The organism is Streptomyces toyocaensis (assembly GCF_000725125.1).
GTDB classification, from domain to species: Bacteria; Actinomycetota; Actinomycetes; order Streptomycetales; family Streptomycetaceae; genus Streptomyces; species Streptomyces toyocaensis.
Genome location: NZ_JFCB01000025.1, coordinates 54,876 through 80,267, shown reverse-complemented (window position 1 = coordinate 80,267; position 25,392 = coordinate 54,876). Strand labels below are relative to the sequence as shown.

The 25,392-nt window shown below is 71.4% G+C and carries 23 protein-coding genes and 2 tRNA genes; 14 read left to right on the top strand and 11 right to left on the bottom strand.

What is annotated here, in order from left to right; genetic code table 11:
- Together BU52_RS23945 and BU52_RS23940 are read right to left on the bottom strand one after the other, a co-directional pair.
- On the bottom strand, positions 1-1,368 hold the full coding sequence (locus tag BU52_RS23945) for an ABC1 kinase family protein (RefSeq protein WP_037937842.1): 1,368 nt from the start codon (positions 1,366-1,368) through the stop codon (positions 1-3).
- The gene (locus BU52_RS23940; protein WP_037937840.1) at positions 1,361-2,611 is read right to left on the bottom strand and encodes a TOMM precursor leader peptide-binding protein; all 1,251 of its coding nucleotides are present in this window, start codon (positions 2,609-2,611) and stop codon (positions 1,361-1,363) included. The genes BU52_RS23945 and BU52_RS23940 overlap by 8 nt, the downstream gene beginning before the upstream one ends.
- A gap of 217 nt (positions 2,612-2,828) precedes the next feature.
- Between BU52_RS23940 and BU52_RS23935 the strand changes: the two genes are divergently transcribed.
- The 4 genes from BU52_RS23935 to BU52_RS23920 all read left to right on the top strand — a co-directional run bounded on the left by BU52_RS23935 (position 2,829) and on the right by BU52_RS23920 (position 6,748).
- Positions 2,829-3,422, top strand: a complete 594-nt coding sequence (locus BU52_RS23935; RefSeq protein WP_078903422.1) for a M48 metallopeptidase family protein — start codon at positions 2,829-2,831, stop codon at positions 3,420-3,422.
- A gap of 135 nt (positions 3,423-3,557) precedes the next feature.
- A complete protein-coding gene (locus BU52_RS23930; protein ID WP_037937835.1) occupies positions 3,558-5,282 on the top strand; it encodes a TerD family protein in 1,725 nt (574 codons plus the stop codon).
- A 12-nt stretch (positions 5,283-5,294) separates the two neighbouring features.
- Positions 5,295-5,975 carry an AIM24 family protein gene (locus tag BU52_RS23925; RefSeq protein WP_037937834.1) on the top strand — a complete coding sequence of 227 codons (681 nt, stop codon included), beginning with the start codon at positions 5,295-5,297 and terminating at the stop codon, positions 5,973-5,975.
- 17 nt (positions 5,976-5,992) lie between these two features.
- Positions 5,993-6,748: an AIM24 family protein gene (locus BU52_RS23920; RefSeq protein ID WP_037937833.1), complete on the top strand. Its 756-nt coding sequence runs from the start codon at positions 5,993-5,995 to the stop codon at positions 6,746-6,748.
- Positions 6,749-6,809: 61 nt separating this feature from the next.
- On the opposite strand, the gene BU52_RS23915 is transcribed toward BU52_RS23920, so the two are convergent.
- Both BU52_RS23915 and BU52_RS23910 read right to left on the bottom strand, forming a co-directional pair.
- Positions 6,810-7,337 (bottom strand): NUDIX hydrolase, encoded by a 528-nt coding sequence (locus BU52_RS23915; protein ID WP_037937831.1) that lies wholly within the window; start codon positions 7,335-7,337, stop codon positions 6,810-6,812.
- Positions 7,334-8,788, bottom strand: coding sequence for a zinc-dependent metalloprotease (locus BU52_RS23910; RefSeq protein WP_037937830.1), 1,455 nt, complete (start codon positions 8,786-8,788; stop codon positions 7,334-7,336). Before BU52_RS23910 ends, BU52_RS23915 begins: the two co-directional genes overlap by 4 nt.
- A gap of 192 nt (positions 8,789-8,980) precedes the next feature.
- On the opposite strand from BU52_RS23910, the gene BU52_RS23905 reads away from it, so the two are divergent.
- The 4 genes from BU52_RS23905 (at position 8,981) to BU52_RS23895 (ending at position 12,198) form a co-directional block, all read left to right on the top strand.
- Positions 8,981-10,141 carry an SDR family oxidoreductase gene (locus BU52_RS23905; protein ID WP_078903421.1) on the top strand — a complete coding sequence of 387 codons (1,161 nt, stop codon included), beginning with the start codon at positions 8,981-8,983 and terminating at the stop codon, positions 10,139-10,141.
- Between the two features lie 114 nt (positions 10,142-10,255).
- Entirely contained in the window at positions 10,256-10,717 is a 462-nt protein-coding gene (locus BU52_RS23900; protein ID WP_037937900.1) for a molybdenum cofactor biosynthesis protein MoaE, read from the top strand.
- A gap of 122 nt (positions 10,718-10,839) precedes the next feature.
- Positions 10,840-11,004 carry a hypothetical protein gene (locus tag BU52_RS35780; protein WP_167343540.1) on the top strand — a complete coding sequence of 55 codons (165 nt, stop codon included), beginning with the start codon at positions 10,840-10,842 and terminating at the stop codon, positions 11,002-11,004.
- A 99-nt stretch (positions 11,005-11,103) separates the two neighbouring features.
- Positions 11,104-12,198: a YlbL family protein gene (locus BU52_RS23895; protein WP_037937827.1), complete on the top strand. Its 1,095-nt coding sequence runs from the start codon at positions 11,104-11,106 to the stop codon at positions 12,196-12,198.
- A gap of 38 nt (positions 12,199-12,236) precedes the next feature.
- Here BU52_RS23895 and BU52_RS23890 read toward each other — a convergent pair whose 3' ends face one another.
- Positions 12,237-12,779, bottom strand: a complete 543-nt coding sequence (locus BU52_RS23890; protein WP_037937825.1) for a PPA1309 family protein — start codon at positions 12,777-12,779, stop codon at positions 12,237-12,239.
- Between the two features lie 164 nt (positions 12,780-12,943).
- On the opposite strand from BU52_RS23890, the gene BU52_RS23885 reads away from it, so the two are divergent.
- From BU52_RS23885 to BU52_RS23870, 4 genes are all read left to right on the top strand, one after another.
- The gene (locus tag BU52_RS23885) at positions 12,944-15,880 is read left to right on the top strand and encodes a UPF0182 family membrane protein (protein WP_078903420.1); all 2,937 of its coding nucleotides are present in this window, start codon (positions 12,944-12,946) and stop codon (positions 15,878-15,880) included.
- Between the two features lie 55 nt (positions 15,881-15,935).
- Positions 15,936-16,009 (top strand) — tRNA-Met (locus BU52_RS23880).
- Positions 16,010-16,232: 223 nt separating this feature from the next.
- Positions 16,233-18,050 (top strand): tetratricopeptide repeat protein, encoded by a 1,818-nt coding sequence (locus tag BU52_RS23875; RefSeq protein ID WP_200881265.1) that lies wholly within the window; start codon positions 16,233-16,235, stop codon positions 18,048-18,050.
- A gap of 115 nt (positions 18,051-18,165) precedes the next feature.
- Positions 18,166-18,239 (top strand) — tRNA-Met (locus BU52_RS23870).
- A 102-nt stretch (positions 18,240-18,341) separates the two neighbouring features.
- On the opposite strand, the gene BU52_RS23865 is transcribed toward BU52_RS23870, so the two are convergent.
- Positions 18,342-18,758 carry a Fur family transcriptional regulator gene (locus tag BU52_RS23865; RefSeq protein ID WP_078903419.1) on the bottom strand — a complete coding sequence of 139 codons (417 nt, stop codon included), beginning with the start codon at positions 18,756-18,758 and terminating at the stop codon, positions 18,342-18,344.
- Positions 18,759-18,902: 144 nt separating this feature from the next.
- On the opposite strand from BU52_RS23865, the gene BU52_RS23860 reads away from it, so the two are divergent.
- Entirely contained in the window at positions 18,903-20,354 is a 1,452-nt protein-coding gene (locus tag BU52_RS23860; protein ID WP_235216409.1) for a catalase, read from the top strand.
- 70 nt (positions 20,355-20,424) lie between these two features.
- On the opposite strand, the gene BU52_RS23855 is transcribed toward BU52_RS23860, so the two are convergent.
- Together BU52_RS23855 and hisN are read right to left on the bottom strand one after the other, a co-directional pair.
- Positions 20,425-20,826 (bottom strand): CBS domain-containing protein, encoded by a 402-nt coding sequence (locus BU52_RS23855; protein WP_037937816.1) that lies wholly within the window; start codon positions 20,824-20,826, stop codon positions 20,425-20,427.
- Between the two features lie 170 nt (positions 20,827-20,996).
- Positions 20,997-21,797, bottom strand: coding sequence for a histidinol-phosphatase (hisN, locus tag BU52_RS23850; RefSeq protein WP_037937814.1), 801 nt, complete (start codon positions 21,795-21,797; stop codon positions 20,997-20,999).
- Positions 21,798-21,922: 125 nt separating this feature from the next.
- Here hisN and BU52_RS23845 point away from each other — a divergent pair, with 125 nt between their 5' ends.
- Positions 21,923-22,534, top strand: a complete 612-nt coding sequence (locus tag BU52_RS23845) for a TetR/AcrR family transcriptional regulator (protein ID WP_037937812.1) — start codon at positions 21,923-21,925, stop codon at positions 22,532-22,534.
- Positions 22,535-22,547: 13 nt separating this feature from the next.
- Here BU52_RS23845 and BU52_RS23840 read toward each other — a convergent pair whose 3' ends face one another.
- The 3 genes from BU52_RS23840 to aroA form a co-directional block, all read right to left on the bottom strand.
- Positions 22,548-22,871, bottom strand: a complete 324-nt coding sequence (locus BU52_RS23840; RefSeq protein WP_037937811.1) for a DMT family transporter — start codon at positions 22,869-22,871, stop codon at positions 22,548-22,550.
- Between the two features lie 118 nt (positions 22,872-22,989).
- A complete protein-coding gene (gene rsgA, locus BU52_RS23835; protein WP_037937809.1) occupies positions 22,990-24,000 on the bottom strand; it encodes a ribosome small subunit-dependent GTPase A in 1,011 nt (336 codons plus the stop codon).
- Positions 24,001-24,009: 9 nt separating this feature from the next.
- Entirely contained in the window at positions 24,010-25,350 is a 1,341-nt protein-coding gene (aroA, locus tag BU52_RS23830) for a 3-phosphoshikimate 1-carboxyvinyltransferase (protein ID WP_037937807.1), read from the bottom strand.
- Positions 25,351-25,392: the final 42 nt, after the last annotated feature.

Sequence of the window (25,392 nt, the reverse complement as noted above, 5' to 3'; positions counted from 1 at the left end):
TCACGCCTCCGCTGCCGGCTCCTCCTCCACCAGGTCCTCCGGGACGAACGCCGGCAGCCACTCCTCCAGTTCCTCCCGCAGCCGCACCGTCGCCCCCAGCTGACAGAGCACGCCGATCGTGCTCAGGGTCACCCGGTGAATCAGGAGATAGGCCGGGGGCAGGTTGAGCTGCTTGGCCAGCTGGTAGGCGGGGGAGCGGGGATCGGCGATCCGGCCCGCCTGGCTCCGCATCCAGCCGCGGGTGAAGGTGAACTCCTCCGCCCGCGCCGGCTCGATGATCGGCAGGAGGTAGTCGAGTACGGCGTCGGGGTCGAGCTCTATGGACTCCTTGACGAAACCCTCCGTGCGGAGCATGTCGTAGACGGCCTCCGCCTCGCCGTCCAGCGTCATGCGCAGGGCCTCGCCGATGGGCTCGGGCAGACCGCCCGGGAGCCGGTCCACCGTGCCGAAGTCCAGCACGCCTAGGCGCCAGTCGTCCTCACCCCGCGGTCCGCCGGGCAGCAGACGGAAGTTGCCCGGATGCGGGTCGGCGTGCAGCAGACCGGTACGGGCGGGGCCGGAGAACAGGAAGCGCGACAGGAGCTGGCCGGCCCGGTCGCGCTGTGCCTCGGTACCGTCCGAGATGATCTCCGACAGCGGGACGCCGTCCATCCACTCGGTGACCAGCACCTGCTCGCACTGGTGCACCACGTCCGGCACGACCACGTCGGGATCGCCGTCGAACTCCTCGGCGTGGGCCCGCTGGGCCTGGGCCTCCAGACCGTAGTCCAGCTCTTCCGAGACACGGTCCTTGAGCTCGGTGATCAGCGGCTTGACGTCCATGCCGGGAATGAGCGGACCCAGCAGACGGGCGAAACGGCTCAGCTGGTTCAGATCGGAGAGCAGGGCCTCGCCGGCCCCCGGGTACTGCACCTTGACCGCGACTTCGCGGCCGTCGTGCCACACCGCCCGGTGCACCTGGCCGATCGAGGCGGCCGCGGCGGGCTTGTCCTCGAACTCCAGGAAAAGCTCCTGCCAGTCGTCGCCCAGCCGCTCCCGGAGCACCGTGTGAACGGTGCGCGTCGGCATCGGCGGGGCCGCCTCCTGGAGCTTGGTCAGCGCCGCGCGGTAGGGACCGGCGACCTCCTCCGGCAGGGCCGATTCGAAGACCGACAGGGCCTGGCCGAACTTCATCGCGCCGCCCTTGAGCTCGCCGAGCACCTTGAAGAGCTGATCGGCGGTGCGCTGCTGAAGCTCACGGCCGACGATCTCCGCGGACTCGCCCACGATCCGCTTGCCGAGTCCCCAGGTCGCCCGCCCGGCGAAGCCGAGCGGGAGCGCGGCCAGCTTCGCGGTCCGGGTGACCGCCTTCCGCGGAAGATCAGACATGCGCCCTCCAAGTACCTGCCGGCCGCTCCGTGTCCGCCTGTGGGCGCAACCTATCCGACGGCCCCTGCACAGCCATTGTGTCGTGCGATCCCCCGACCCCGGGGGTGTGTTCTCCCTTACCTCTCTCCCGGCTCCGTCCCGTGTCCTCCTCGGCGGGTCTTCCGGCCGCCCCGCACGGGCAGGCGGGATGCGGCCATACGGGCCGCGCATGCCAGTGCAGACCGGGAGCGGACACCTCCCAGCGTGCTCCGGCGGTGGACGGGACCCGGCCGTCCAGGAAGGCGAGCGCGTGGGCGGCCGCCAGCCCCGCCACCGTCGTGGCCAGGGTCAGGTCGCACGCTCCCACTCTGCGCTGCCGGCCGGAGCGCCACTGGGCGACGAGCCGCGGCCAGGTCGGGTCCCGGTCGACGCGGTCCTGCTGGAGGCAGCCGGCACAGCCCGTACCGCCGGGCAGGACGAGCGGACCGACGACACCGGTCCCCTCCACCACCCCGGCGTAGAGATGAGGTGTGCCGGAGGACACAAGGGCCCCGGCGGCCGACGGGTCGGGAGCGTGCACGGCGACGTCGTCCCGCGGGGCGAGGACCACCAGGGAGAAACCGGGGCCGGGCTCGTCGAGGGGCGACCGGGCGGTCCGGCGCCGGGGCCCGTCCGGCGCGGCCCGCCGCACGATGCGGCGGGCCGCCTCGTCCCGGCGGTCGCCGACGGCCTCGGCGGGCAGTCCGCCCGGTGCGACGTCCCACGGCTCGACCCGGCCGACATCGCGCACCTCCACCTCGCCCACGCCGGCTCCGGACAGCACCGCCGCGACCAGCGCGCCCACCCGGCCGGCCCCTCTCACCTGCACCCGCATGCTGCGACGCGCCGCCAGCCGGCGGAGCGGCTCGCCCGGTTCCGAGGTGGTGAGGGTGAGGGACGCCAGGTCCGCGCGGAGCCGGTCCACGACCTCGGGCCTCTCGCGCAGGGCGTCCGCGTCCGGCCCGCCGCCCCGTGAGTCGTCCAGGAGTCCGGCCCGGGAGAGCCGTCGCACGAGCCGGTCGACATGGCCGTCGGGCAGGTCCATGCGCCGTCCCTCCTCGCGCAGGAGATCGAGGCCGCGGGTGCCGTCGAGCAGTTCGAGGAAGCTGCCCGTGGCCGTGTCCGTCGGGCCCAGGGTGAGCGCGTGCGCCGGCGTCATCCCGAACTGCACGGTGTTGAGGTCGCGCCACCCGCGCCGGAGCGCGGGCTTGACCATCGGATGCATGACAGGCCCCCGTACGTGATGGATCGTCCCCGTGGACGGCCGAGCTCGTTCGTGGTTCGGCCGACGCATGCCAGCATGCCGGGACGTGCCGGAGGCCGCCGAAAGTTGTCCACAGAAGCCGTGACTCATCGTACAAATCCGGCGCCCGGTGGTGGGAACGCCACGGATCCGCGCCCGGGGTCAAGACTTCCCCGTGTGCAACGGGTAACGTCGGGGCGTGCCCGCCGACCCACTGCACCGCGCCGGAACGTCACAGCGCAGCACGAGCCAGCCGACGAACGGCTCACGGGCGAGCGCGATCGAGGTCCGCAGGAGCGCCCGTCGACGCAGAACGGTCTCCGCGTACCGCGAGGGCGATCGCACCGTCGTGCTCATTCCCGCCCGGATGTCCGAGGCGGAGGAGCAGCGCTGGGTGAACGTCATGCTCGACAAACTGGCCGCCCAGGAGAGCAGGCGCGCGCTCGGGGACGCGGAGCTGGCCGAACGCGCCCGGCGGCTGTCGGGCCAGTACTTCGACGGGCGGGCCAGGCCCGCCTCCGTGCGCTGGGTGACCAACCAGAACACGCGCTGGGGCTCGTGCACCCCGTCCGAGGGCAGCATCCGTCTGTCGCACCGGCTGCAGGGCATGCCCGACTACGTCGTCGACTACGTCCTCTGCCACGAACTGGCGCATCTGCTGGTGCCCGGGCACGGGCCCCGCTTCTGGCGGCTGCTGGAGGCATATCCCAGGACCGAGCGTGCCCGTGGCTACCTCGAGGGCGTGGTGGCGGCCGAACGGCTCCCGCACGTTCCGGGTGCGCGCGATGCGTGAGAACCGCCCGAGGTGAGCGCACCGTAGGGCCCGTACGCGTTGTGTACCGGGTCTGTACCGACTTCTTCCGGTGTCGGCGTTTGCCGTTAGCCTGGCGCGACGCACTCACATTCGGGATGGGGGACGGTCGTACGCATGGCCAGGGAATTCCAACGCGGCCACAAGGCCAGGATCAGTGACCTCACCGCGGGCACGGATCTGTACGTAGGTGTGCAGATCTCCGGCCCGGGGCTGAGCTTCGACATCAGCTGCTTCGGTCTCGACGCCGGGGAACGGCTCTCGGACGACCGGTACTTCATCTTCTACAACCAGCCGAAGTCCCCCGAGGAGTCCATCCAGTTGCTGGGTGCCCAGGCGGGGGACACGGAGTCCTTCCGCGTGACGCTGGACCGGATCCCGCAGCAGATCAGGAAGCTGTCCTTCACGGCGACGCTCGACGGCGCCGGGCAGATGTCGCAGGTCGGTCCCGGATACATCCGTATCGTCGCGGGCGGCGAGGAAGTGGCCCGGTACCCCTTCAGCGGTTCGGAGTTCTCCACCGAGCGGGCCGTGATGCTCGGAGACTTCTACTTCAAGGACGTGTGGCGGTTCGCCGCCGTCGGACAGGGCTTCGACGGCGGGCTCGACGCGCTGCTGCGGAACTTCGGCGGGGAGGTGGCCGAGGAAGAACCGGCCGCCCCGCAGCAGCAGCCGCAGCCCGGGGGAGCCGCTCCCGGTTTCGCCCCGCCCGCCCAGGCCGCCGCCCCGCCCGCCTTCGGTACCCCCGCCGGTGGCCCCGCTCCCGCCCCGGCCCAGGCTCCCGTCCCGGCTCCCGCGCCGCAGCCCGCCGCACAGGGCTTCGCGCCGCCTCCCGGCGCCACCCCGCCGCCGGCCCCCACGCCTCCCGCACCCCCGGTGCACTCCGCGCCGACCATCGTCGCGCCCATGAACACACCGCCCGGCGGCTTCCCCGTCCCGCCTCCGGCACCGGCCCCCGCGCCCTACGGCCAGCCGGTCCAGCAGCCGCCGTACGGGCAGCCCGCCCCGCCGCCCCCGGGCTACGGCCAGCCGCAGGCGCCGCAGGCACCCGCCCCGCCGCCCGGCTACGGTCAGCCGACCCCCCCTCCCGGCTACGGCCAGCAGCCCCCGGCCGGACAGGTGCCCCACCAGCAGGCCCCCTACGGAGCTCCCCAGGGCGTTCCCCAGGGCGCGCCGCAGGGCACCGGCGTGCTCGGCGCGCTCCAGCAGTTCAAGGAGACGCCCACCGGGCAGCGCTGGACCCAGCAGAACAAGAAGCTCGTCCGCGCCGACCTCGGCATCGGCGGGCAGGCCGTGCTGGCCAGGCAGGGCAGCATGGTGCTCTACCAGGGCAAGGTCGACTTCAGCTACAAGGGGGCCGGGTTCTCCGGCCGTGTCGTGGGCAACGCCACCGGCCAGGAGATGCAGCTGATGCGCTGCACCGGCCAGGGGCAGGTGTTCTTCGCCGAGAACTCCACGATGCTGCACCCGATCGAGCTCCAGGGCGACGCCGTGTGCGTCTCCGCGGAGAACGTCCTCGCCTTCGACGAGACCCTCCAGCACGAGGTCCGCCGCATCGAGGGGCACGGCATCCCCGGCGGCGCGCTGTTCACGATGCAGTTCCAGGGGACCGGCACGATCGTCGTCAAAACGCACGGCACGCCCGTGGTGCTGCCGGTCACGCCGACCACCTTCGCCGACTGCAACGCCGTGGTCGCCTGGTCGGCCGCCTCCCAGGTGGTCGTCTCCAGCCAGGTGCGGATGCGCCGCAACTCCTACCCCGGCGACACCGGGGAGAGCGTCAACCTGCAGTTCCGTGGCGCACCCGGCAACTTCATCGTCGTCCAGCCGTACGAGATCTGAAGGGAGCCCGTCATGAACCAGCCACTCGCGGGCTACGCCCCCGCCCCCGTCACCGCCCGCATGGAGAACCACGGCAACCACATGCTGAAGGTCGCCATGCAGACCGGGAACGACCTCCTCGCGCGCGTGGGCTCCATGGTCGCCTACGAAGGGTTCGTCCAGTACGAGCCCAACCCGCCGGCCGTCCGCCAGATCGCCAAGGACTGGCTCACCGGTGAGGGCGCGCCCCTGATGAAGTGCTCCGGCGACGGCCTGCTCTACCTGGCCGACTACGGCGCCAACGTCGTCGTGATCAACCTGGGTGGCGAGGGCATCTCCGTCAACGCCACCAATCTGCTCGCCTTCGACGCCCATCTGACGTGGGGCGTGGAGCGGGTCAAGGGTCTGGCGAAGTTCGCCGGACAGGGCCTGTGGAACACCAGGATCTCCGGGCAGGGCTGGGTCGCACTGACCTCACGCGGCAAGCCGATCGTCGTCGACTGCGGTGGCGGCGACGACGAGACCTACGTCGACCCGGACGCCCTGGTCGCCTGGTCCCCGAACCTCAAGGTGAAGGGCAAGCGCAGCTTCCGCGCCCAGTCGCTGATCGGCCGCGGCAGCGGCGAGGCCTACCAGATGGCCTTCTCCGGTCAGGGGATCGTCGTCGTCCAGCCCAGTGAGGACAGCACCGACCGTCTCCGGGTCCGGGGCTGAGGGGGAGCAACCACACCATGCAGAGCCCGCTTTTCGCCTTCAACGACCAGCAGTCCCAGGACCGCTGGAGCCTGCAGAACCAGCAGATGCTCCGCGTCGCCCTGGAGGGTCACGACGACGTCCTCGCCCGCAAGGGCACGATGGTCGCCTACCAGGGGCTCGTCGAGTTCGACGCCGAGTTCCAGAGCAACAGCCAGGCCCGCTCCCGCGCGCACACCGGTGAAGGACTCGACCTGATGCGCTGCCACGGGCAGGGCACCGTCTACCTCGCCAACCTCGCCCAGCGCATCCACATCATGGAGGTGGAGCAGGACGGGCTGACGGTCGACAGCAGCTACGTGCTCGCGATGGACTCCTCGCTGCACCACGAGGTCATCGCCGTCGACAGCCTCTACGGCATCTCCGGCTCCGGGAAGTACCAGCTCAACATCACCGGCCGGGGCAGGGTCGCCCTGATGACCTCCGGCATGCCGCTGCTGATGCAGGTGACGCCGGACAAGTACGTCAACTGCGACGCCGACGCGATCGTCGCGTGGTCCACCTCACTGCGGGTGCAGATGCAGGCGCAGACCCACTCCTCCGGGGTCTGGCGGCGCCGCGGCAGTACGGGTGAGGGCTGGGAGCTCAGCTTCATGGGCAGCGGTTTCGCGCTCGTCCAGCCCAGCGAGCTGCTGCCGCCGCAGAACGCCCAGATCGGCTCGGGGCTCGCCGCGCAGTACGGCATGGGGCAGCAGGGCGCCCGCGGTCAGAACCAGGGGAACGTCTGGAGCTGAGGGCCGCACCGCGACGGGGGCGAGGGGTGACCACCGCGGCGGTCGCCCCTCTCGCGTGCCGTCAGACGCCCAGTCTCGCCCGGGTCGCCCCGACCAGACGCAGGACCGACTCGTCGGCCACCTCCACGACCTCGTCGTAGGGGAACCAGCGCAGGTCCAGGGACTCGTCACTGATCGCGTGCGCGGCGTCCGGCGCGGCCACGGCCGCGTACTGGACGTCGAAGTGACAGTGACAGGGCGGCGGGATCGCATGCCGGTCCAGCCGCACCGGACCGCCCGCGAGGAGCGTCAGGCCCGGGATGCCGGACTCCTCCGTCGCCTCCCGCAGGGCCGCCGCGGCGAGCGAGACGTCGCCGGGTTCGCAGTGGCCGCCCATCTGGAGCCACATGCGCAGCTTCCTGTGCAGGGTCAGCAGGACCCGGCCGCGCTCCGGGTCGATCACCAGCGCGCTCGCCGTGACATGCCCTGCGTGACAGGCCTTCCACACGCCGTCCGGATGGGCGGCGAGATGGTCCAGATAGGCCTGGCGCAGCTCCGGCTGGTCCTCGTACCCCTTGAGTACGAGGACCGCGTCGTCGTACAGGCTCACTCGGTGCCGTCGCCCTTGTTCTCGCCCTTGTTCCCGTCCTCGTCCTCGCCCTCGTCCTTCTTCCTGAGGTCGGGCCCGCCGGCGGCCTCGCCGAGCATCTTGTCCAGCTCGGAGAAGTCGATCTGCTCCCGGTGCACGAAACCGTCCGGGTCGTCCAGGTCGGTGGCCGTCGGCAACATGTCCGGGTGCGCCCACAGGGCGTCCCGGCCGTCGACTCCGCGCGCGTCGGTGAGCGAGGCCCACAGGCGCGAGGCGTCCCGCAACCGGCGCGGACGCAGTTCCAGACCGATCAGCGTGGCGAACGTCTGCTCCGCCGGGCCACCCGAGGCGCGACGCCGGCGCAGCGTCTCGCGGAGCGCGTCGGCCGACGACAGCCGGGGCTTGGCCGCCGCGTGCACCACCGCGTCCACCCAGCCCTCGACGAGTGCCAGCGCCGTCTCCAGACGGGCCAGGGCAGCCTTCTGCTCCGGCGTGTCCTCCGGCTGGAACATGCCCTGCTGGAGGGCCTCCTGCAGCTGCTCAGGGTTCTGCGGGTCGAACTGGCCGACGACGTCCTCGAGCTTGCCGGTGTCGACCTTGATCCCGCGCGCGTAGCCGTCGACCGCGCCGAAGAGGTGCGAGCGCAGCCACGGGACGTGCGCGAACAGGCGCTGGTGGGCGGCCTCGCGCAGGGCGAGGTACAGCCGCACCTCGTCCTGCGGCACGCCCAGGTCCTTGCCGAAGGCCTCGATGTTGAGCGGCAGCAGCGCGGCCCGGCGCGCCGGGCCCAGCGGCAGGCCGATGTCGGACGAACCGACGACCTCACCGGCGAGCACGCCGACGGCCTGCCCGATCTGCGTGCCGAACATGGCGCCGCCCATGGAGCGCATCATGCCGATCAGCGGGCCGGCCATGGCCTGCATCTCCTCCGGCAGGACGTCGCCCATCGCGTTCCCGACGCGCTCGGCGACCGGGTCGACCAGTTCCCGCCACGCCGGAAGGGTGGCCTCGACCCACTCCGCACGGCTCCAGGCCACGGCGGAGTTGGCTCCCGACGGCAGCGACGTGGCGTCGTCCAGCCACAGATCGGCCAGGCGGACGGCTTCCTCCACGGCCCTGCGGTCGGCGGGGCCGACGCTCGCGTCCTTGGACCCCTCCGCGGTGCCCTGGGAGACCGTCTGGCGGGCGATCTGCTTGGCCATGTCCCAGTTCACCGGCCCGCCCTCGTAGGAGAGCATCTGGCCGAGCTGCTGGAACGCGGCGCCCAGGTCGTTGGGGTTCAGCGACCCGAACATCGCGGCGAACGGATTGTCCGCGCCGGGGCCGCCAAAACCTCCGGCTCCGGGCGTGCCGAAGCCGAACGGGTTGGCCGGGCCCTGACCACCGCCGCTCTGCGGGTCCTTCTTCTTGCCCTCGTCGCCGTCGTCCGGCTCCTCCGGCGGAAGGCCGAATCCGAATGGGGTGTCACTCACGGGATTCCTCGGCTTGTAGGGCCGCCGGTTCTTTCCGGCGGCACGGCTGCCCGACAACACCACCCAGCGTAGACACCTGAAGCCGTTCGGGCCTCGGTGCTTCGCCGACAGGAGGCCTGCGGCAGGATGGATGCCACCTGGTACGCACGCGTCGGTCGCGCTCGTACTGAAGACAACCGCTGGAGACGCCCGGTGAGTTCCCCAGATCCGCAGGTTCGCGCAGCGCGAAACGACTCAGCCCACCCGTCACCCGACCACCGCCCGACGACGGCGCCGCGCGCCGGCAGGACGCCCGCCGCGCGCGGGCCCGTCGTGGCGGTCACCGGAGCCGCGTCCGGCATCGGCGCGCTGCTCACCGCGCGGCTCGCCACCTCGGAGGAGATCAAGCAGGTCATCGCCATCGACGAGCGGCGCGGCGAGTGCGCCGAGGCGCGCTGGCACATCCTCGACGTACGGGATCCTGCCATCGCGGAGAAGCTCCGGGGCGCCGATGTGGTGGTCCACCTGGCGCTCGACCTCGATCTGGAGACCGACGGCGCCGCCCGGACGGCCTACAACGTGCGCGGCACGCAGACCGTGCTGACGGCCGCCGCGGCCGCCGGGGTGCACCGGGTGGTGCTGTGCACCTCGACCATGGTCTACGGGGCCCTGCCGGACAACGAGCTGCCGCTGTCCGAGGACGCCGAACTGCGCGCCACGGCGGAGGCGACGGGTGTCGGCGACCTCCTCGAGATCGAGCGGCTGGCGCGCCGGGCACCGCGCGCCCACCCCGGCCTCAATGTCACCGTCGTCCGCCCCGCCGTGCTGGTGGGAGGCACCGACACGGCGCTGACCAGGTACTTCGAGTCGCCCCGGCTGCTCGTGGTGGCCGGATCGCGGCCCGCGTGGCAGTTCTGCCACGTCGACGATCTGTGCAGTGCGCTGGAGTACGCCGTGCTGGAGAAGGTCGACGGCGAGCTGGCCGTCGGCTGCGACGGATGGCTGGAGCAGGAGGAGGTCGAGGAGCTCAGCGGGATCCGGCGGATGGAGCTGCCGTCGGCGGTCGCGCTGGGCGCGGCGGCCCGGCTGCACCGGATCGGGCTCACCCCGTCCCCGGCCGGGGACCTGGCGTACACGATGTATCCGTGGGTGGTGAGCGGGAGCCGGCTGCACGACGCCGGGTGGCGGCCCGCGCACACCAACGAGGAGGTGCTCGCGGAGCTGCTGGAGGAGGTCTCCGGCAGGCACACGGTCGCCGGCCGGCGGCTGGGGCGCAAGGACGCGACGGCGGCGGGTGCCGCGGGCGCGACGGTGGCGCTGCTGGGCGCGGCAGCGGTGGTGCGACGGGCGCGGAAGGCCCGGCGCCGGATCTGACCGGCCCCGGCGCCCGGCCCGCGTGCCGTCCCCGCAGGAGGCTCCGCGGCGGCACGCGCGCACCGGGCGATGTCTCTGTTCCGCCTCCTGGCCGGGGTGGGGCACGATGGGGGCATGGCATCCACGCACGATCATCCCGGTGAGCAGGCCGCACAGGACCCGATCAAGCTGATCGCGATCCGCGACGAACCGCTGTCGGTGGACGAGGTCCTCCGCGCGGTCGGGGACGACGCCGCCGGCGGGACGGCGCTGTTCGTGGGGACCGTGCGCAACCACGACGGGGGCGCCGACGTCGACACGCTCGGCTATTCGTGCCACCCCAGCGCCGAGGAGGAGATGCGGCGGATCGCCGGGAAGGTCGCCGCCGAGTACCCCGTACGGGCGCTCGCCGCCGTCCACCGTGTGGGGGACCTCAGGGTCGGCGACCTCGCCGTGGTCGTCGGCGTGTCGTGTCCGCACCGGGGGGAGGCCTTCGAGGCCTGCCGGAAGCTGATCGACGACCTGAAGCACGAGGTGCCCATCTGGAAGCACCAGAGGTTCTCGGACGGGACCGAGGAATGGGTGGGCGCCTGTTAGGCCCCTGGTGACAGGCCCGACCTCCGGTTGCGGAACCCCACCCCTGAGGTGAGCGTTGTCACTGCGGATGGTTAATCTGCTGATCAGTCATTTGCGGACGCTCATGGGGTTGGGAGGTCGGCATGGCGGCGCTCGCCTGGTTGCTGATTCCGCTGGTGGCCGCGATCGGAGCGGGACTGTGGGGCAGTTGGGCCAACCGGACCCGCAAGGTGCGCGGCGACGGCCCCGAGGTCATCGGATACGCCCGCTTCCGTGAGGCCATGGAAAGGCCACGCTCGGGCCACTGAGGGACCCGGGCGCGGGGTCGTGGCGCGGCGCACCGTCAGGGCCGCCCGGACGGGCGGCCCTGACGGTGCGCCGACAGGCCCGTCCCGTACTGTCGAGGCATGCCACGCCGCACCGCGACGATGCTCGCCTCCACCCTGATGCTGATCGCGCTCCTGTGCGCGGGAGTCTTCATCCCCGTGCCCTATGCGGAGATGTCGCCGGGGCCGACGGTGAACACGCTGGGCGAGCACGACGGCGAGCCGGTGCTCCAGATCGACGGGCGCAGGACGTACCCGACGGACGGTCACCTCAACATGACCACGGTGCGGGTCACCAGCGCCGACTACCGGATGAACCTGGTGGAGGCCGTCTACGGGTGGCTCGCGCACGACAACAAGGTCGTGCCGCACGACACCCTCTACCCCAACGGCAAGACGGAGGAGCAGTCCACCCAGGAGAACGCCGAGGAGTTCAGCCAGTCCCAGGAGAGCGCCAAGGTCGCGGCCCTGAAGGAGCTCGGCGTCCCGGTGACGTCCTGGGTGATCGTCTCCACGGTCGTCAAGGGATCCCCGTCCGAGGGCAAGCTGCACGCGGGCGACGTGATCAGGGCCGTCGACGGCAGGGCGGTGAAGGAGCCGGCCGACGTCGCCGATCTGGTGACCGAGCACCAGCCCGGTGAGGACGTCGTCTTCACGGTCGTGCCGGCCAAGGAGCAGGCCGCCGCCGAGAAGGAGAAGCGGACGGCGACGAAGACCGAGAAGGTCACGATCACCACCGCGGCCTCCGACGACGCCGGCGAGAAGCGCGCCATCGTCGGGATCTCCGCCGGGACGGACCACACCTTCCCGTTCAGCATCGACATCAGGCTCGCCGACGTGGGCGGGCCCAGCGCGGGCCTGATGTTCGCCCTCGGCATCTACGACAAGCTCACCCCGGGCAGCCTGACCGGCGGCGCGTTCGTCGCCGGCACGGGCACGATCGACGACAACGGCAAGGTGGGACCGATCGGCGGCATCGAGATGAAGACGGTCGGCGCGCGCGGCAAGGGCGCCGAGTACTTCCTCACCCCCGCCGACAACTGCGCGTCCGCCGCCGAGGACACCCCCGAGGGCCTCACCCTGGTGAAGGTGGACACCATCGACGACGCCCTGGGCGCCCTGGAGGACATCCGCTCCGGCGACACTGCCGGCCTGCCGAAGTGCACCGTGTCCTGACCTGCCCTCGGCACGCCCGGGCCGGCGGCCCGCGGCCGCTACTCCTCGAACGTCGCCGCCAGCGCCTGAGCCAGGCCCGGCACCAGGTCGGAACCGGTGAGCACCTCCGTGGGGGAGTCCTTGGCGCGCAACCGCAGGGCGGACTCGCGGGCGCCGTCACGCAGCACCGCGACCGTCATCCGGACCTCCTGACGCTCAGGGTGCTCCGCCACCCACTTGGTCAGCGTGGCCTCGTCCAGATTCTTCGGGACCTGCGCCTCCGCGGACGGCGGCAGCATCAGCCGCTCCACGGTCAGCGCGCAGCCGGCGACCGCGTCGGGCCAGGCGATGGTGCCCAGGAACTCGTCCAGCGGCTTGCCCGTCGGAATCTCGTCCTGCTCGATCGGGGTGTAGGCGGTGGTCTCCTGCTCGCCGTCCTGACCGAGCCGGCCGGCGAGCGAGGGCTGCTCGGCCCGCAGCCGGGCGGTGTCCACGAGGGCGAACAGTCGGGCGGGCCGGTCCCAGCCGAGTCCGGAGGCGTACTCGTCGATCTCGAGCACGGCCCTGGTGAGCGGGTTGGCGGCCATGGGTGTGTTGGACATGGTCACAATCCTCTCTCGTTCCTGGCCGGAAACGGGAACCGAGTAAAGCGTAGGTAAGTTGCATAGGTGTGGGCCCACGATCACGGGGGACCACTTACGGTCCGTGGAACCGCGGGCCTGACGAATCAACAGCGAACTTCGAGGTGCCTACCTTGGCTTTCCAGATGCCGGACCGCGGCGGAGGCCCGACGGGGCCACGGATCAGAGTGGGCCGCCCGTCCCGGCGGGTCCGGACCCTGCTCATGACACTGGGCGTCCTGGCCGTCCTCGGCATGGTGTTCACCATGTTCGCGGGGTTCTGGACCGACTGGCTGTGGTATCGCTCGGTCAACTACTCGTCGGTCTTCACGACGACCCTGTGGACCAAGATCGGGCTGTTCTTCGTCTTCGGTCTGCTGATGGCCCTGGCGGTCGGCTTCAACATCTGGCTGGCACACCGGATGCGGCCGCCGCTGAGCGCCATGTCGATGGAGCAGCAGAACCTCGACCGGTACCGGATGGGCATCGCCCCGTACAAGAAGTGGCTGCTGCTCGGCATCACCGCCCTGGTGGGGCTGATCGCCGGCGCCTCGGCGTCGGGCCAGTGGCGGACCTGGCTGATGTGGGTCAACGGCGTGTCCTTCGGCCAGAAGGACCCGCAGTTCAAGCTCGACGTCTCCTTCTACGCCTTCGACCTGCCCTGGTACCGGTTCCTGCTCGGCTTCGGCTTCGCCGCCACGATCCTGGCGCTGATCGCCGCCGCGCTCACCCACTACCTCTACGGCGGGCTGCGCATCACCAGCCCGGGCGCGCGCGCCACGGCCGCGGCCACCGGACACCTGTCGGTGCTTCTCGGGATCTTCGTCGCCCTGAAGGCGGTCGCGTACTGGCTCGACCGGTACGGCCTCGCGGTGAAGTCCAGCGACTTCAAGGCGACCGACAGCTGGACGGGCCTGCGGTACGTCGACGCCAACGCCTATCTGCCGGCCAAGACGATCCTGTTCTGCATCGCCGTCATCTGCGCGCTGCTGTTCTTCGCCACCCTGTGGCGGCGCACCTGGCAGCTGCCCGTGATCGGTTTCGGCCTGATGGTTCTGTCGGCGATCCTCATCGGCGGCCTCTACCCGGCCATCGTGCAGAAGTTCCAGGTCCAGCCGAACGAGCAGGCCAAGGAGGCGCCGTACGTCGAGAAGAACCTCAAGGCCACGCGTGAGGCGTACGGCATCGACGACTCGCAGGTCACCGAGTACCCGGGCACGGCCCAGACCGAGGACAAGACCAAGCTGCGGGACGACGTCACCGACGCGGCGAGCATCCGCATCATGGACCCGAACGTCGTCTCCCCGACGTTCCAGCAGCTCCAGCAGATCAGGAACTACTACGCGTTCCCGACCAACCTGGATGTCGACCGGTACACCAAGGACGGCAAGGACCAGGACACGGTCATCGGTCTGCGCGAGCTCAACTACGACGGCATCCCCAAGCGGAACTGGATCAACGACCACTTCCGCTACACCCACGGGTACGGCGTGGTCGCCGCGGAGGGCACCAGCGCCGACTCCGGCGGCCGCCCGTCGTTCACCGAGTCGGACCTGCCGTCCAAGGGTGACCTCGGGTCGTACGAGCAGCGCGTCTACTACGGCGAGCGGACGACCACGTACTCGATCGTCGGCGGCCCCCAGAAGGAGATCGACTACTCCGACGACAGCGGCGAGAAGACCTACAGCTACGAGGGCGACAGCGGGGTCAACCTCGCCAACCCGGTCAACCGGGCCGCCTACGCCGTCGCGTTCAGCGAGCCGCAGATCCTGTACTCGGGTGCCATCGGCGACGGTTCGCGGATCCTGTACAACCGCACGCCCAAGGAGCGCGTCGAGGCGATCGCCCCGTGGCTGACCATCGACGGCGACGCCTACCCCGCGGTCGTGGACGGCCGGATCCAGTGGATCGTCGACGCCTACACGACCACCAACGGTTACCCGTACGCGTCGAGGACGACGCTCGGTGACACCACGGCCGACTCGCTGACCGCCACCAACGACCAGCGCGCCGTGGTGGCCCAGCAGAACCAGGTCAACTACATCCGCAACTCGGTGAAGGCGACCGTCGACGCGTACAGCGGCGAGGTCAAGCTCTACCAGTGGGACACCAAGGACCCCGTCCTCAAGACGTGGATGAAGGCGTTCCCGGACACGGTGGAGCCGAGGAGCGAGATCTCGGGCGACCTGATGGCCCATCTGCGCTACCCGCAGGACCTGTTCAAGGTGCAGCGCGAGCTGCTGACCCGCTACCACGTGAAGGACCCCACCACGTTCCTCTCGGGCAGCGAGGTGTGGCAGGTGCCGGACGACCCGACGAACAAGACGGGCGACGCGGTGCCCCCGTACTACCTGAGCATGAAGATGCCCGATCAGCAGGAGCAGACCTTCTCGCTCACCACGACACTCACCCCGAACGGGCGTGACAACCTCAGCGCGTTCGTGGCGGTCAACGCCGATCCGGGCACCCGGGACTACGGCAAGATCAGAATCCTGAAACTGCCGACGAGCACCACGGTCTCCGGACCGAAGCAGGTGCAGAGCCAGTTCAACTCGCAGCAGGACATCGCCGAGACGATCCGGCTGCTGAGGGGCGGCGACTCGGAGGTCGAGTACGGCAATCTCCTGACCGTCCCGCTCGACGGGGGACTGCTCTACGTGGAGCCGGTCTACGTACGCGGTGGCGGACTGAAGTACCCGCTGCTGCGGAAGGTGCTGGTGACCTACGGAGGCCAGACCGCGTTCGAGGACACCCTCGAGCAGGCACTGGACAAGGTCTTCGGCGGACAGGGCACGCCCGTCGAGCCGCCACCGGGCGAGGACGAGGGAACGGGTGAGGGCGAGGCCACCGAGCCGCCGCCCACGTCCGACAACCCCACGGTCCAGGAGGCTCTGAACGACGCCCAGAAGGCGTTCGAGGCAGGCCAGGAGGCCCTGAAGAACAACGACTGGGAGGCCTACGGCAAGGCGCAGAAGGACCTGGAGGACGCACTCCGCAAGGCCGAGGAGGCCCAGTCGGCCGAAGGGGGCGGCGCCGGCGGCGGGGAGAGCAGTCCCGGTCCCGACGCCGGCCGGAGCAGTTAGCGAGCGGGCTGGTCAGAAGCCCACCCCGCGCCGTGCTACGGTTGCAGCACAACGGCGCGGGGTGGAGCAGCTCGGTAGCTCGCTGGGCTCATAACCCAGAGGTCGCAGGTTCAAATCCTGTCCCCGCTACTGACGTCGCGAAGTCGGCGACACCAAAGGCCCGGATTCCCTAGGGAATCCGGGCCTTTGTGATGTGCGAACGCATGTACCTGGGTGAGCGACGGCCGTGCCGCCGACGGGAGTTGGGGGATGTGTGTTTGACTTGTCTCTCTGTGGGCATGTCGACAAAACGCTGTAGTGACCTCACTGACTGCGGTATACCAGGTGTACCCAGGTTGCAGGTGGTGCGACGATGGATGTTATGGGGGACAAGTCAACTCTGTACGAGTCGGAGCGTTTTGTGCAGTCCTCCCGCCGCGAGGAGCCTCGCGACCAGGCGGGGGAAGCCGCCGACGAGGCGGCGGAGGAGCTCCGCCGGCGGCTCGCCGCCGAGGCCGGCGACATCGAGGCGATGAGCGTCCTCGGTGCCATGCTGCTGCGTCGCGGTGATCTCGACGGAGCCGAACCCCATCTGCGTGCCGCCACGGCCGCGGGCGACCGTGCCGCCGCCAACAACCTGGGCGTCCTGCTGCACCAGCGGGGCTATGCCGACGAGGCCGCCGGATGGTGGCGGATCGCCGCCGTCGCCGGTTCCACCGCGGCGGCCCACGCGCTCGGCCGTCACCACCGTGAGCGTGGCGACGAGCCGGCCGCCGAGTACTGGCTGCGCCAGTCCGCCGAGCAGGGTCACGCCCTAGGCGCCTACGCCCTCGCCGACCTGCTGGAACACCGCGGGGACACGGACGGGGCCGAGCGCTGGATGCGGGCCGCGGCCGAGCGGGGGCACCGCGAGGCGGCGTACCGGCTGGCCCGCTCGCTGGACCGCAGGGCCGCCCGGGTGTCCGACGGCGACGCCGTCAGGGTCCTCGAGGAGGCCGAGCAGTGGTACCGGCAGGCCGCCGCGCGCGGGCACCGCCGGGCCGCGCTGCACCTCGGGGCGATCCTGGAGAAGCGCGGTGAGCTGAAGGAGGCCGGCCGCTGGTACCTGACGTCCGCCAAGGACGGAGAGGCGCGGGCCGCCTGTGCGCTCGGCTTCCTGCTGCGCGACGCCGGGGACACCGAGAACGCCGCCGTGTGGTGGCTGCGGGCCGCTCAGGACGGGGACGGCAACGCCGCCAACGCGCTGGGCGCGCTGCACGCCGAGCGGGGCGAGACGCAGACCGCCGAGCGCTGGTACCGGGCCGCGATGGACGCAGGCGACATCAACGGCGCCTACAACCTCGGGCTGCTCTGCGCCGACCAGGGCCGCACGGGCCCGGCCGAGCAGTGGTACCGCCGGGCCGCCTACGCCGGTCACCGCGAGGCGGCGAACGCGCTGGCGATCCTGCTGCTGCGGGCCGGGGACGAGACCGGTGCGGAACCCTGGTTCTCCAAGGCCGCCGAGGCCGGAAGCGTGGACGCCGCCTTCAACCTCGGCATCCTGCACGCCGGCCGGAGTGAGGACGACGCCGCGCTGCGCTGGTACGAGCGGGCGGCGGCGGCCGGGCACACCGAGGCGGCGCTGCAGGTCGGAATGGCGCGGCTGCGCGACGGCGAGGAGGGCGAGGCGGAGCGCTTCCTGCGGTGCGCGGCGGGCGGCGGGAGCGCGGAGGCCGCGTACCGGCTGGCCACGGTGCTCGACGCCCGCAGGCCTCCCGAGCCGGCGCACGAGCTGGGGGAGCCGGTGAACCGGCGCAGCGAGTGCGAGGAGTGGTACGAGCGGGCGGCGTCCCAGGGGCACCGGCGGGCGCAGGTGCGCGTCGGCATGCTCGCGGCGGCCCGGGGGGACGTCGTCGAGGCGGCGCGGTGGTACCGGGAGGCCGCGGAGGCCGGGTCGCGGAACGGGGCGTTCAACCTCGGACTGCTGCTGGCGCGCGAGGGGAGCGAGCCCGAGGCCGTGTTGTGGTGGACGCGTGCCGCGGACGCCGGGCACGGGCGGGCGGCGTTGCGGCTCGCGCTGGTGTGCGCGCGGCGGGGGGAGCTCGCGGAGGGCCAGCGGTGGGCCGACCGGGCGGCGGCGCTGGGGCCGGCGGCGGTGACGGAGCGGGCCACGCGGCTGCGGGACGCGCTGCGGGAGGAGCTGTCGGCGTGACCCCGTGCGGGGCCGGCCGGGGCGGGTTCCGCGGCCCTGTGCCGCGGGGCCCGAGCGGCCCCGGTGAAAGGATTTGCTTCCTTCGCGCGTCTTGACGTAACGTTGCGGTCATCGCCGCGGGGTGGAGCAGCTCGGTAGCTCGCTGGGCTCATAACCCAGAGGTCGCAGGTTCAAATCCTGTCCCCGCTACTGAAATCGAGGGCCGGAATCCGAAAGGGTTCCGGCCCTCGGTGTTTTCCGGCCCGGGAGCGAGCCCGGCGCAGCCGGGGCCCCGGGGCCGGGCGGTGCGGTCTAGGCCGCCGCGCAGTTCGGGCAGACGCCGCGGTAGGTCACTTCCACGTCGGAGACCGTGAAGCCGAAGCGCTCCGTGTCGGGGAGGTCGGCCAGCGGGTTGCCGGTCGGGTGGACGTCGCGGATCGCCCCGCACTGCGCGCACACCAGGTGGTGGTGCGGGCGGTGGGCGTTGGGGTCGTAGCGCTTGGCCCGCTTGTCCGTGGCGACCTCGAGCACCTCGCCGAGCGAGACCAGCTCGCCCAGGGTGTTGTAGACGGTCGCCCGGGAGATCTCGGGCAGCTTCACGACAGCCCTCGCGTGCACCTCGTCGGCCGTCAGGTGGACGTGTTCGCCGTCGAGGACCTCGGCCACGACACGGCGCTGCGCGGTCATCCGCCATCCACGTCCGCGGAGCCGTTCCAGAAGGTCACTCATAGGCACCAGCCTAACAGCAGGGGGACCAGGTCCCGAACGGGTGTGACTTTGGAGCTTTCCTTGACTTAGACATTGTCCATTGTAGGATCGAGCTCGGCTTTAGCCAAGGAACAGATGGGTCGTTCAATGTCGCAGGAGGCGTACGTGACGCAGGGGCCGCTTACTACGGAGGCCGGTGCTCCGGTGGCCGACAACCAGAACAGCGAGACGGCGGGCGTCGGTGGCCCGGTCCTCGTGCAGGACCAGCTCCTCCTGGAGAAGCTGGCCCACTTCAACCGGGAGCGCATCCCGGAGCGTGTGGTGCACGCCCGCGGCGCGGGTGCGTACGGCACCTTCACGGTGACGGCCGACGTCACGAAGTACACGCGCGCCACGTTCCTCTCCGAGGTCGGCAAGCAGACGGAGACCTTCCTGCGCTTCTCGACGGTGGCCGGCAACCTGGGCGCCGCGGACGCCGTGCGCGACCCGCGCGGCTTCGCGCTGAAGTTCTACACCGAGGAGGGCAACTACGACCTCGTCGGCAACAACACCCCGGTGTTCTTCATCCGCGACGCGATCAAGTTCCCGGACTTCATCCACACCCAGAAGCGCGACCCGTACACCGGTTCGCAGGAGGCGGACAACGTCTTCGACTTCTGGGGCCTGTCGCCCGAGTCCACGCACCAGGTGACCTGGCTGTTCGGTGACCGCGGCATCCCGGCGTCGTATCGCCACATGGACGGTTTCGGCTCGCACACCTACCAGTGGAACAACGAGGCCGGCGAGGCCTTCTGGGTCAAGTACCACTTCAAGACGGACCAGGGCATCAAGAACCTGACCGCCGAGGAGGCCGAGATCCTCGCGGGCAAGGACCCCGACTCCCACCAGCGGGACCTGCGCGAGGCCATCGAGCGCGGCGACTTCCCGTCCTGGACCGTCTACGTCCAGGTGATGCCGGCGGCCGAGGCGGCCACCTACCGCTTCAACCCGTTCGACCTGACCAAGGTCTGGCCGCACGCCGACTACCCGCTGATCGAGTTCGGCAAGCTGGAGCTCAACCGCAACCCGGAGAACATCTTCGCGGAGGTCGAGCAGTCGATCTTCAGCCCCGCCCACTTCGTGCCGGGCATCGGTCCCTCCCCGGACAAGATGCTCCAGGGCCGCCTCTTCGCCTACGGCGACGCCCACCGCTACCGCGTCGGCATCAACGCCGACCACCTGCCGGTGAACCGTCCGCACGCCACCGAGGCGCGCACCCACTCCCGTGACGGCTACCTGTACGACGGCCGTCACAAGGGCGCGAAGAACTACGAGCCGAACAGCTTCGGCGGCCCCTTCCAGACGGACCGTCCGCTGTGGCAGCCCGTGCCGGTCACCGGTGTCACCGGTGAGACGGTCACGCCCGTCCACGCCGAGGACAACGACTTCGTCCAGGCGGGCAACCTGTACCGGCTGATGTCGGAGGACGAGAAGGAGCGCCTGGTGAACAACCTGGCGAACGCCATCTCGGGGGTGACGCGCGACGACATCGCCGACCGTGCGATCAACAACTTCCGTCAGGCGGACGAGGACTTCGGCAAGCGGCTGGAGGCCGCGGTCCAGGCCCTGCGCGGCTGATTCCAGCGCTGGACCGCTTGTCGATCGACGGGCCGGACTCCCCAGGGAGTCCGGCCCGTTCCGCGTGTCGCTACACGGGTACCTGCTGCGCCCGCTGACGCTCCGGTGCCCAGCAGCGGATGATGTCGCGGACCGAGACGACGCCGGCGGGCCCGCCCCCGTCGAGGACGATCAGATGGCGGAAACCGCCGTGGGTCATGGCGACAGCGGCTTCCTCGAGGGTCCAGGACGGGGTGGCGAAGACGACATCGGTGGTGGTGTGGGCGTGGGCGCGCTCGGCGTCCGGATCCTGGCCGAGACCGAGGGAGTTGAGGACGTCCCGTTCGGTGAGGATGCCGATGCCGGTGCCCTCGGGGTCGAGGACCACGGCCGCGCCCACCCTGCGGGCGGACATCAGGGCGGCGGCCTGCCGGAGGGTGTGGGCGGGTCCGATGGTGAGGACCACGGTGCTCATGGCGTCACGGACGAGCATGGATGGAGCCACCTCCTACCGGAAAACGCGAGGTCACGGACCACGGGGCCCGCTCGTTCGCGCTTTCACAAGTTCACAAGTGGGGGAACTCCCAGAGTGGCAGGTAAAGCGGGGGTCAACAAGGGGGCGCGTGCGGCGGATTGGGGGCGCGCACGCGGAACCCCACCTGCTCAGTAACGCTGGTTGAGGTACCCCAGCAACTCGTCGTGCAGCAGACCGTTCGAGGCCGCGGCGTTGCCGCTGTGCGGCCCCGGGCGGCCGTCGAGACCCGTGAACGAGCCGCCGGCCTCCGTGACCACGATGGCGGTGGCCGCCATGTCCCAGAGCGACAACTCCGGCTCTGCGCACAGGTCGACCGATCCCTCGGCGACCATCATGTACGGCCAGAAGTCTCCGTACGCGCGCGTGCGCCACACCGCGCGGCTCAGGTCGAGGAAGCCGTCCAGCCGTCCCTGCTCCTCCCAGCCGCCGAGCGAGGAGTACGCGAAGGAGGCGTCGGAGAGCCTGGAGACGCGGGAGACCTGCAGCCGGGAGGCCGACGACAGACTGCGGCCGGCGAAAGAGCCGTGCCCCCGCGCGGCCCACCAGCGGCGGCCCAGCGCCGGAGCGGACACCACCCCCACGACCGGCTGGAACCCCCCCTCGCCGGCCTCCATGAGGGAGATCAGCGTGGCCCAGACGGGCACACCGCGGACGTAGTTCTTGGTGCCGTCGATCGGATCGATCACCCAGCGGCGCGGCCCCGTGCCCTCCACCCCGTACTCCTCGCCGAGCACCGCGTCCCTCGGGCGGGCGCGCCGGAGGTGGCCGCGGATGAGTTCCTCGGCGGCCTTGTCCGCCTCACTCACCGGCGTCATGTCCGGTTTCGTCTCCACCTTGAGGTCGAGGGCCTTGAACCGGTCCGTCGTCGCGGCGTCGGCGGCGTCCGCGAGGACGTGGGCGAGACGCAGGTCGTCGAGGTAGTCGGGCATGAAACGAACGGTATCCGCCGAGGTCGGTGCGGGGCCAGCGGGGGCCGGGACCGAGACCCCTTGACAGGGTCAGGCGGCGCGTCAAACCTGAACCGCGGGGTCGGCCGTCCGCCCCGAGGGAGGCGATGATGCCTGCAGCGCGGGAATCCCTGCTGGACGCCGCATGCACGGCACTGGCACGCCGGCCGTGGTCCGCGGTGCGGATGGTGGACGTGGCCGCCGCGGCCGGAGTCTCCCGGCAGACGCTGTACAACGAGTTCGGCAGCAAGGACGGTCTCGCCAGGGCCCTCGTGCGCAGGGAGGCCGACGGCTTCCTGACCGGCGTCGACCGCGCCCTCACCGGCCACGTGGACCCGCGCGACCGCCTGATCGCGACCGCCGAGTGGACCGCCTCCAGCGCCCGCGACAACGCCCTGGTCCGCGCCATGCTCACCGGCTGCTGGAGCGAACGCCTGCCCGCCCCGGCCCTGACGGCCGTGCCGTCCCGTTCCGCCGTGCCCGCGCAGCGCCGCGCCGACGGCCCGCTGCCCTCACCCGCCGACTTCGTCGCGCTCGTCCGTGACCGTGCCGTCGCCGCCCTGGCCGGACCGGGCGCCTTGCGGAGCGACACCACGGAACTGGCCCGGTCCTGCGAGCTCGTGGTCCGCCTCGCCCTGTCCTGCGTGGCCGCGCCGCCGGCCGGCAACGGTGTCGCCGACCTGGTGCGCGGCGCCCTGCACCGGCTGCCGGTGCCGTAGGGGCCGCGCGGGCTCAGTGCGCGGACCCCGAGAGCTGCAGGCCGATCACACCGACGATCACGAACGTGATCGACACGATCTTCAGCGTCGACACCAGGTCGCCGAGGAACACCATCCCGTAGATCGCCGTCCCCGCCGCCCCGATGCCCGTCCACACCGCGTACGCGGGCCCCACGTCCAGCTTCTTCAGTGCCAGCGTCAGCAGCCCGAAGCTGCCCAGGGCGAACGCGCAGAACGCGATGGTCGGCCACAGCCGGGTGAAACCGTGCGACAGCTTCAGGCACACGGCGAAACCGGTCTCGAGGAACCCGGCCACGATGACCAGCAGCCACGCCATGTGTCGTCCTCCCGCATGCCCCACGTACAGTGACCGCTTCGCCAGGTTCGGCAGGTTCGTGTCCGGCTCGGTGCGATTATGCACTTACCGTCCGCGGGGCACGACAAACACGCGAAGGTCAGTCGCCCTCGGTGTGCTCCCGCGTCGCCAGCAGCCGGCGCAGCGAGTACAGCCGCGCCGGGTCCGCGTGACCGTCCGCCACCCAGGCGTCCAGCGCGCAGTCCGGCTCGTCGTGACTGCACGCCCGCGGACAGCCCTCCGTACCGGGCCCCAGATCGGGGAAGGCGTGGATGACCCGCGACGGGTCGACGTGGGCGAGTCCGAAGGACCGCACACCCGGGGTGTCGATCACCCAGCCGTCCGCTCCCGACAACGGCAGTGCCAGCGCGGACGTGGTGGTGTGCCGCCCTCGCCCCGTCACCGCGTTGACATGACCGGTCGTACGCCGCCGCTCCTGCGGTACCAGCGCGTTCACCAGGGTCGTCTTGCCGACCCCCGAGTGCCCCACGAACGCCGTGATCCGGCCGTCGAGCTGCTCCCGCACCCGGTCCGCCGCCTCACCGCTCTCCAGCTCGGCGCGGCTGGTGACGACATACGGGATGTCGAGGTCCCCGTACAGCTCCAGCAGCTTGTCGGCCGGAGCCAGGTCCGACTTGGTCAGTACCAGCAGCGGCTCGAGCCCGCCGTCGTAGGCCGCGACCAGACAGCGGTCGATCAGCCGCGGGCGGGGCTCGGGATCGGCGAGGGCGGTGACGACGGCGAGCTGGTCGGCGTTGGCCACGACCACCCGCTCGTAGGGGTCGTCGTCGTCGGCGGTGCGCCGCAGCACCGACGTGCGCTCCTCGATCCGCACGATCCGCGCGAGGGTGTCCTTCCTTCCGGACAGGTCGCCCACGATCGCCACCCGGTCGCCCACCACGGCCGCCTTGCGGCCCAGTTCGCGGGCCTTCATCGCCAGTACGACACGGTCGTCGACGAGGCAGGTCAACCGGCCCCGGTCCACGGTGAGGACCAGGCCCTCGGCGGCGTCCTCGTGCTTGGGCCGGATGTGGGTGCGCGGCCGGTTGCCCTTGCGGTTGGGGCGGGAGCGGATGTCGTCCTCGTCGGTGTGCTTGCCGTAGCGGCGCATGGTGAACCCCTACGCCCCGAGCATCCCGGTCCACAGCTCGGGGAAGTCCGGCAGGGTCTTCGCCGTGGTCGCCACGTTCTCGATCTGCACGCCCTCGACCGCCAGGCCGATGATCGCACCGGCGGTGGCCATGCGGTGGTCCTCATAGGTGTGGAAGACCCCGCCGTGCAGCCGGCGCGGGCGGATGTGCAGGCCGTCGGCGGTCTCGGTGACGTCGCCGCCGAGCTCGTTGATCTCCTTGGTGAGCGCGGCCAGGCGGTCCGTCTCGTGCAGCCGCAGATGGGCCACGCCCCGCAGGGTCGACGGCGAGTCCGCGAGCGCCGCCACGGCCGCGATGCCCGGCGTCAGCTCGCCGACCTCGCCGAGGTCCACGTCGATACCGTGGACCGCGCCGGACCCGGTGAAGACGAGCCCGTACTCGGTCAGCTCGCAGGAACCGCCCATCTCGGTGAAGATCTCCCGCAGCCGGTCACCCGGCTGGGTGGTGCGGGCCGGCCAGTCCGGGACGACGACCCGGCCACCGGTCACCAGCGCCGCCGCCAGGAACGGCTGGGCGTTGGACAGGTCCGGTTCGACGGTCAGGTCCCGGCCGAGCAGAGCACCCGGGGTCACCCGCCAGACGTTGGGTTCGCCGCCGGACTCCGGGGTGTCCACCTGTGCGCCCACCGCGCGGAGCATGTCGACGGTCATCCGGATGTGCGGCAGCGACGGCAACGTCGCCCCGGTGTGCCGGACCTCCACGCCCTGGTTGAAGCGCGGCGCGGAGAGCAGCAGGGCGCTGACGAACTGGGACGAGGAGGACGCGTCGACCTCCACCGTGCCGCCGTCCAGGGCGCCGCCGCCGTGCACCGTCATCGGCAGCGCGCCGCGGTCGTCGTCGTCGATCCGGGCGCCCAGCCGGCGCAGCGCGTCGATGACTCCGTTCAGGGGACGCTCGTACGAGCGGGGGTCGCCGTCGAAGCGGACGGGACCGTCGGCCAGCGTGGCGACCGGGGGCAGGAACCGCATCACCGTGCCCGCGTTGCCGACGTCGACGGTGGCCGGACCGCGCAGGCCGGTGGGGAGCACCCGCCAGGCCTCGCCGGTGCTCTGCGGTCCCCCCGCGACGGAGGAGCTGGACGACACCGTCTCCTCGATCTCCACGCCCATCGCACGCAGCGCGCCCGCCATCAGCAGCGTGTCGCGCGAGCGCAGCGGGCGGCGCAGCCAGCCCGGCTCGGAGGCGAGCGCGGCGAGCACGAGGGCGCGGTTGGTCACCGACTTGGACCCGGGCACGTGGACCGTCGCGTCGACGGCTCCGCTTGCGTACGGGGCGGGCCAGAGGGCGGTGTGCGTGGGGTTCGGGGCCATGGGGCCACTCTATAAGGCGGGCGGTGGCGAGGCCGTTCGTCG